This window comes from Helicobacter baculiformis, from assembly GCF_900197685.1.
Lineage (GTDB): Bacteria > Campylobacterota > Campylobacteria > Campylobacterales > Helicobacteraceae > Helicobacter > Helicobacter baculiformis.
The window spans coordinates 1-5,835 of sequence record NZ_FZMF01000043.1; the positions used below are offsets into that span (position 1 = coordinate 1).

Below are 5,835 nucleotides of genomic sequence, written 5' to 3' on the forward strand. Positions count from 1 at the left end.
ACGCGTTGTTGGGCGATCCTCATCAGTACGCTAGTTTTTCTCAAACCTTGCACGCTACGATTCAGGAATATACCTACGAAAAGATTGTAAGGAGCATAGAAGAAATCATGATCTCGTGATAGCATGTGTGCGTAAAGTCCAAATCTATAAATGGCGCATGTTAGCATGCTTTTTGCGCGCATTGGTGTATAATTTGGCTTTTGTAAGGAGTGTTTTTGTCCCTCAAACAACGATGTCAAAGTTTCTTAAAGTGTGCGATTTCTAAAAATTGGTTTCAATCTGCCAAACAAGCTTACAGCTTTGCCCTCTGCCTGCCCTCTCTTTCTTTTTATTACCACCCCCAAAAATTAAAAGTCTTTGCTAAAATCGCGCCCCTTAAGAATGAGGACTATATCCAAGCTAACCGCTTGTGCGGGGGGGGGGGGGGGGGTAACTCTTAAGCCCTATAAACGCCAACTTTTAATCCCCGATAGAGCCTTACACAAGGGATATTTTGAGCATGACCCCAAAGCTAGCAACCCTAAAAGCCCACTCAACCCTTGGGCATTCATCCGTGTGAAAAACGAGATCGCTACTTTGGAAGCTTGTTTATACTCTATTTTACCCGCCATCCAGCGCGGAGTGATTGGCTATAACGATTGTGATGACGGAAGCGCAGAATACATCCTAGAGTTTTGCCAAAAGTTCCCCACTTTTATCCCAGTGGCTTACCCGTACGAAATTGTAACCCAAGACCCCCAAGATTTCCACCACCAACTCTATCACTACTATAACTATGTCCTCTCTTTTATCCCCAAAAACGCATGGATGCTTAAAATTGATGCGGATCACATCTATGACGCTAAGAAACTTTATCAGAGTTTTTATCATGTTTGGCATCAAAATCAAGTCCTGAGTTATTCTAGAATCCATCTTCGCGTTGTGGACCAACAGGTGTATGTGCACAATCTTTGTAATTTTGGATGGGTGGAAGCCCATGGCGATCACAACCTCTACTGCAACAAGCCGCATGCGTTTGTAGAATGGGATGCGGGCGGTAGATCCTTAGAACAACAGAGCTTTCAAAATCAAGTTTTCATACACGACCCAGAGCTCACCCAATGGCACTTTCCCTTTGTTAAAAAGGCGCGCGCCCACATCGCCCAAAACCTAGAGTGGATTCCCCTAGAGGAGTTCAAAGCCCACCACGCCAAATTATTAGGCAAGCAGATAGACCCCAACATGCTAGACGAATCGCGTATTTTAGAAATTTACGCCCAGTTCAAAGAAGTTTAAAATTTTTGTTTGCACAACGCGTCTAGAATCGCGTTGATGAGTTTGGGGGCGTTGTCCTCCCCATAGGTTTTAGAGAGTTCGATCGCCTCGTTGATCACCACCGCCGGGTTGGTAGGCGTGTGTAAGATTTCATAAGCCCCCAAGCGCAAGATCGCGCGCTCCATACTCCCCATGCGCGCCAAATCCCAATCTTTGAGCAGGGGGATCAAGGCGTTATCTAGGGCGTTTAAATGCTTGAGCGTGCCCTCTAAAAGCTCTAGGGCAAAGCGTTGTTGGGCGTTTTTGATTTTCTTTTGGGCTAAAAAATCGGGGGCTTTGTGCAAGGCGGCTTCATTCCCGCTTTCATAGGCATACAGCAAGCCCACCACCGCCTCTCTAACCTGACTGCGAGTCGCCATTAAATTTGGGGGTAGAGATTGAGCAATTCAATCAAGGTTTGCATGGCTTCAAAGCCCTTATTGCCTGCTTTAGTGCCCGCGCGCTCTAGGGCTTGTTCAATATTATCGGTGGTGAGCAACCCAAAGCTCACGGGCAAGCCGTATTTTAGCGTGGTGTTAGCAATGCCCTTCGTGGCTTCTGCGCTGACATAGTCAAAATGCGGGGTCGCCCCGCGAATCACCGCCCCCAACACACACACCCCATCGTATTTTTTAGAGGCTAAGAGCCTATCTAGCACAAAGGGCAATTCATAAGCCCCGGGGACTCTCACCACGCTCAGGAGGGCTAAATTGCCCCCATGCCGTTTGAAATTATCCAGCGCGCCCTCCACTAAGCGATCGCTCACCAAGTGGTTAAAACGCGAAGCCAAAATGCCAACTCTCTCATCTCCCTTGAGGCATAATTTGCCCTCAAGACTCTTAAACTCTGCCATTAATGTCCTTTATTGTGTTGCCATGCCTGCAAGCTGAGCAAATCTTCTACTAGGGGGGCTAATTGCGCGGTGGGGATCATATTTGCCCCATCACTCAAGGCTTCTTTGGGGTTGGTGTGCGTCTCCATAAAAAACCCATCCACCCCCACCGCCGCGCTCGCTCTAGCCAAATAGGGCACAAAGGAGCTATCCCCCCCGCTCTTGCCCTGCGCCCCCCCGGGCATTTGCACGCTATGGGTGGCATCAAAGATCACCGGAGCAAAGGCGCGCATGATGACCAAAGAGCGCATGTCCACAACCAAATTGCCATACCCAAAACTCGCCCCCCGCTCGCATAAATAAATCCCATGTTCTAAACAAGTTTCATAAGTGGGGGTTTTATAGGGGTTTTTAGCGCGGGTGTTTAGGGCTTTGAGCGCGCTGTATTGCATGTCCTTAGGGTGCATGAACTGCCCCTTTTTGATATTTAAAACGCGCTTAGTCTGTGCAGCCGCGATAATCAAATCGGTTTGACGGCACAAAAACGCCGGGATCTGCAAGACATCCACCACCTCAGCCACCGCCCCCGCCTGCGCGCTTTCATGAATATCTGTAAGGAGTTTGTAGCCAAATTTAGATTTAATGCTATCTAGCATTTCTAAGCCCTTTGCAAGCCCGGGACCGCGATAACTCTCTAAACTGGTGCGGTTAGCCTTGTCAAAACTGGCTTTAAAATAAAAATCAATCCTAGGGTCTGTGGCTAGGGGCTGGAGCTCTTTAGCGATGGCTTCTAAGATCGCCATCTCTTCAATGACACAGGGTCCTGCGATCAACACGCACCGCGCGCTAGATTTTGACAAACTCTCATCCTTAAGTTGTATAATGGCGCATTGTAATAGCTTTTTGCTGAAAATACCACAAGGGAATTATGTATGCAACTCTGTCTAGCGCTGGATTTACCCGATAAACAAGCGTGCTTGCATCTGCTAGAGCAACTCAAGGGGCTAAATCTATGGGTGAAATTGGGATTAAGGGGCTTTGTGCGCGAAGGTCCTGCTTTTGTGCAAGAAATCCAAAAAATGGGCTTTAAGATTTTCTTAGATTTGAAATTGCATGATATCAGCTATACCATGCAAGAAGCCGCGCTAGAGTGCGCTAAATTGGGTGTGGAGATGATCACCTTGCATGCGAGTGCTGGAGGGCGCGCGCTTGAGAGCGTGGTAGAGCCCATGCGTGCCTTATCCAATGCGCCCTTACTCATGGGGGTTACCATTCTGACTAGCTTAGACTCTTTAGAAGTGGAGCAAGTCTACCATGCCCCCTTAACAGAGCAAGCCCTCCACCTTGCCAAACTCTGCTTTAGCAGCGGGCTAGATGGGGTGGTCTGCTCGGTGTTAGAGAGTCTAGCCATCAAGCAAGCCACAAAAGCGGATTTTCTCACCCTGACCCCGGGGATTCGCCCCAATGTGCAAGAGGTGCAGGATCAAAAGCGCGTGGGCACAATCCAAGACGCTTTGCGCGCTAGGGCGGATTTTATCGTGGTGGGTCGCCCCATTTACAACCACCCCAAACCCTTAGAGAGTCTCAAGCAGATTTTAACACAAATGGAGGGTTTGCATGCAAGTGTACACTAAAGCGAGCCAACTTGCCTCTTTTTGGGGGCAAGAAATCGGGTTTGTGCCCACAATGGGGGCGTTGCACCCCGGGCATGCTAGCTTGATAGCACAAGCCAGAGCGCAAAATCAAATCGTGGTGGTCTCTATCTTTGTCAATCCTACCCAATTTGCCCCTAATGAGGATTACCAAGCCTACCCTAGAACCCTGCAGGCAGATATTGCTCTGTGCGAGAGTTTGGGCGTGGATGTGCTCTTTACCCCAGAACCTGCACAGATCTACCCCTTTGGTGTGCTAGAGAGAATCACCCTCCAACCCCCCGCCTCTCTACTGGGCTTTGAGGCGGATATGCGCCCTAAACATTTTGATGGGGTGTTGCAGGTGGTGCTCAAACTCTTTAACTTGGTGCGCCCCAAACGGGCGTATTTTGGGCAAAAAGATGCCCAACAACTCCTCATTATCCAGCGCATGGTCGCCGATCTCTTTTTAGACATAGAGATTATGCCCTGCCCCATTGTGCGCGATGATGACGGCTTGGCGTTGAGTTCGCGCAATGTGTATTTAAACTCTGAGGAGCGCGCAACTGCGCGCAAAATCCCCCAAGCCTTGATGTATATCCAAAAAGCGATTCAAGAAGGGGAGCGCGATAGTGCCCAACTCATCGCGTTGGGCTTAGAAGTGTTGCAAGGGCTCAAGGTGCATTATTTGAGCGTGTGCGATCGCCAGCTAGCCCCCCTAGCCCAAATCCAACCCAACCAAACCTTAATTTTGTGCGCCGTGCAGGTGGGGGCTGTGCGCCTGTTAGATAATTTATGGGTGTGAGATGAAGCAAATAGATATAGACATCGTGGTAGAAGTGCTTAAGGCGATGGGCGCGCCCATCGCGGTCATGGATGTTTATCATAAGGCACAAGAGTTATACCAACAGGGCAAGATTAACAACATGTTCCAATGGGGCGGTAAAACCCCGCATTCAACTTGTGAAAGCCGTATTTACACCGCCCTTATAGAAACCCCCGACAAGCTCCCCTTTATCAAGGTACAAGACAAACCCGTTTTAATCGCCCTCAAAGATTCATCTTTGCCCCCGTCTAAACCCACCGCTAAAAAGCAACCCCCTAAAGAGCGGGATTTACACCCCCTTTTGACCTATATCGCCTACCACCAATGGGGGATTTACACCAAGACCATCTACCATGAAAAAAGCACAAAAAACGAAAAGGGTTTGGATAAGTGGATTTACCCAGACATGGTGGGGGTGAGTTTTGCGTATAAAGACTTTGAATCACCCCATGTGCGCGATTTCATTAAAAAGTTTGCATTCTCCATTAACTTAGTGAAGTTAGTGAGCTTTGAGCTCAAAAGAGAACTCAAGGTGGGTAATTGCAGACAGGCTTACTTTCAGGCAATCAGCAATAGCTCATGGGCGCATGCGGGCTATTTAGTGGCAGGGACATTGGATAGGGACAATCAAGAGTTGATGGGTTTGCTCAAACAACTGAACCAAAGTTTTGGGATCGGGGTCATCACCCTAGACATCCAAAGCCCCACACAAAACGCCATTTTATTAAATGCTAAAGAAAAGGAAAACCTAGACTACCCCACTTTAGACAAACTCGCCGAGCGCAATAATAGTGATTTTGCAACATTCCTTGAGAGTGTTATCGATTACGACTCTTTTGGGAGTAAAAATCTCGAACTTTATAAACAAAAGTTTGACCCCATCCCTAAGAATTTTTCTACAATCTGCTAGCTGATATTAGTCCTCTTTATGTCTTCGAGTTGCAGACTTGATAGAGATCGGAGGCACACCTACCATAATTTGCCACACACCCGCAAAGATCTCTCACTATCCCTCTAAAAAACGTTCTGTCCATAAAAAAACGCTGGAAACTTTTGGACACCATAGAAGAGGATTTCAAAAGCAAATTACAAAGATACTAAAGAGGTAGAAAGACATATCTTTTGCAGAAGTAAAAAGAGGAGATGTGGGGAATTTTTAATAATTCACCTGTTCTTGTTCTTGTTTGTTTAATTTTGGTTAAAATTTTCTCTCTATCTGCGATGACTTTTTCCCACACTCTCCGCGCCCAAAG

At 47.6% G+C, this 5,835-nt stretch carries 8 protein-coding genes; 5 read left to right on the forward strand and 3 right to left on the reverse strand.

Annotated elements, in window-relative coordinates; translation table 11 throughout:
- Positions 1 to 215: 215 nt before the first annotated feature.
- Together C6G87_RS06610 and C6G87_RS06615 are read left to right on the forward strand one after the other, a co-directional pair.
- On the forward strand, positions 216 to 440 hold the full coding sequence (locus C6G87_RS06610) for a hypothetical protein (RefSeq protein ID WP_104752733.1): 225 nt from the start codon (positions 216 to 218) through the stop codon (positions 438 to 440).
- Positions 382 to 1,275, forward strand: coding sequence for a beta-1,4-N-acetylgalactosamyltransferase (locus C6G87_RS06615; RefSeq protein ID WP_104752734.1), 894 nt, complete (start codon positions 382 to 384; stop codon positions 1,273 to 1,275). The genes C6G87_RS06610 and C6G87_RS06615 overlap by 59 nt, the downstream gene beginning before the upstream one ends.
- Here C6G87_RS06615 and nusB read toward each other — a convergent pair.
- From nusB to kdsA, 3 genes are read right to left on the reverse strand one after another with little or no spacing between them, the layout of a single operon-like run.
- Complete coding sequence (gene nusB, locus C6G87_RS06620; RefSeq protein WP_104752735.1) at positions 1,272 to 1,673, reverse strand: transcription antitermination factor NusB; 402 nt, start codon at positions 1,671 to 1,673, stop codon at positions 1,272 to 1,274. The genes C6G87_RS06615 and nusB overlap by 4 nt on opposite strands.
- On the reverse strand, positions 1,673 to 2,146 hold the full coding sequence (gene ribH, locus C6G87_RS06625; RefSeq protein ID WP_104752736.1) for a 6,7-dimethyl-8-ribityllumazine synthase: 474 nt from the start codon (positions 2,144 to 2,146) through the stop codon (positions 1,673 to 1,675). The genes nusB and ribH overlap by 1 nt, the downstream gene beginning before the upstream one ends.
- On the reverse strand, positions 2,146 to 2,928 hold the full coding sequence (kdsA, locus tag C6G87_RS06630; RefSeq protein WP_233709052.1) for a 3-deoxy-8-phosphooctulonate synthase: 783 nt from the start codon (positions 2,926 to 2,928) through the stop codon (positions 2,146 to 2,148). The genes ribH and kdsA overlap by 1 nt, the downstream gene beginning before the upstream one ends.
- 129 nt (positions 2,929 to 3,057) lie before the next feature.
- On the opposite strand from kdsA, the gene pyrF reads away from it, so the two are divergent.
- Genes pyrF through C6G87_RS06645 form a run of 3 tightly spaced genes read left to right on the forward strand, consistent with a single transcriptional unit; the run spans position 3,058 to position 5,492 of the window.
- Positions 3,058 to 3,759, forward strand: coding sequence for an orotidine-5'-phosphate decarboxylase (gene pyrF / locus C6G87_RS06635; RefSeq protein ID WP_104752738.1), 702 nt, complete (start codon positions 3,058 to 3,060; stop codon positions 3,757 to 3,759).
- The gene (gene panC, locus C6G87_RS06640; RefSeq protein WP_104752739.1) at positions 3,743 to 4,561 is read left to right on the forward strand and encodes a pantoate--beta-alanine ligase; all 819 of its coding nucleotides are present in this window, start codon (positions 3,743 to 3,745) and stop codon (positions 4,559 to 4,561) included. Before pyrF ends, panC begins: the two co-directional genes overlap by 17 nt.
- A gap of 1 nt (position 4,562) precedes the next feature.
- On the forward strand, positions 4,563 to 5,492 hold the full coding sequence (locus C6G87_RS06645; RefSeq protein WP_104752740.1) for a hypothetical protein: 930 nt from the start codon (positions 4,563 to 4,565) through the stop codon (positions 5,490 to 5,492).
- Positions 5,493 to 5,835: the final 343 nt, after the last annotated feature.

Bases quoted from the DNA above. Each gene is read 5' to 3' on its own strand.
- C6G87_RS06615 (WP_104752734.1), top strand. From the start codon at position 382: ATGAGGACTATATCCAAGCTAACCGCTTGTGCGGGGGGGGGGGGGGGG.
- nusB (WP_104752735.1), bottom strand. From the start codon at position 1,673: ATGGCGACTCGCAGTCAGGTTAGAGAGGCGGTGGTGGGCTTGCTGTAT.
- ribH (WP_104752736.1), bottom strand. From the start codon at position 2,146: ATGGCAGAGTTTAAGAGTCTTGAGGGCAAATTATGCCTCAAGGGAGAT.
- kdsA (WP_233709052.1), bottom strand. From the start codon at position 2,928: ATGGCGATCTTAGAAGCCATCGCTAAAGAGCTCCAGCCCCTAGCCACA.
- pyrF (WP_104752738.1), top strand. From the start codon at position 3,058: ATGCAACTCTGTCTAGCGCTGGATTTACCCGATAAACAAGCGTGCTTG.
- panC (WP_104752739.1), top strand. From the start codon at position 3,743: ATGCAAGTGTACACTAAAGCGAGCCAACTTGCCTCTTTTTGGGGGCAA.
- C6G87_RS06645 (WP_104752740.1), top strand. From the start codon at position 4,563: ATGAAGCAAATAGATATAGACATCGTGGTAGAAGTGCTTAAGGCGATG.